Source organism: Neobacillus sp. MER 74, from assembly GCF_023714155.1.
On sequence record NZ_JAMAUV010000121.1, the window covers coordinates 1 to 255 of the forward strand.

The 255-nt window shown below is 40.8% G+C and carries 1 protein-coding gene; it reads left to right on the plus strand.

Going from position 1 to position 255, the window contains the following annotated elements:
• Window positions 1-255 (plus strand): transposase (locus tag M3610_RS28725; RefSeq protein WP_251463668.1); only part of this gene is annotated, 255 nt, incomplete at both ends.

Here is a 255-nt window from a genome sequence, read left to right on the forward strand (position 1 = left end):
CCATCCTTTCTGGAGTCGAGTAGAACAAGTGGTTGACTTCTCCTTTGCGGATAAACTCTGTGCTCCTTTGTATTCCCCTAATGGACAACGTCCTTATGCACCTTCCTTAAAATTAAAGATTCATTTTGTGCAACGCTATCACAATTACTCTGACCGTGAAATGGAAGAGGCTATTCTTTATCATCTTCATTTAAAACAATTTTTGGGTGTACCCGTAGCTTTTAGCGGTTTCGATCATAGTACTCTGGGGCTTGA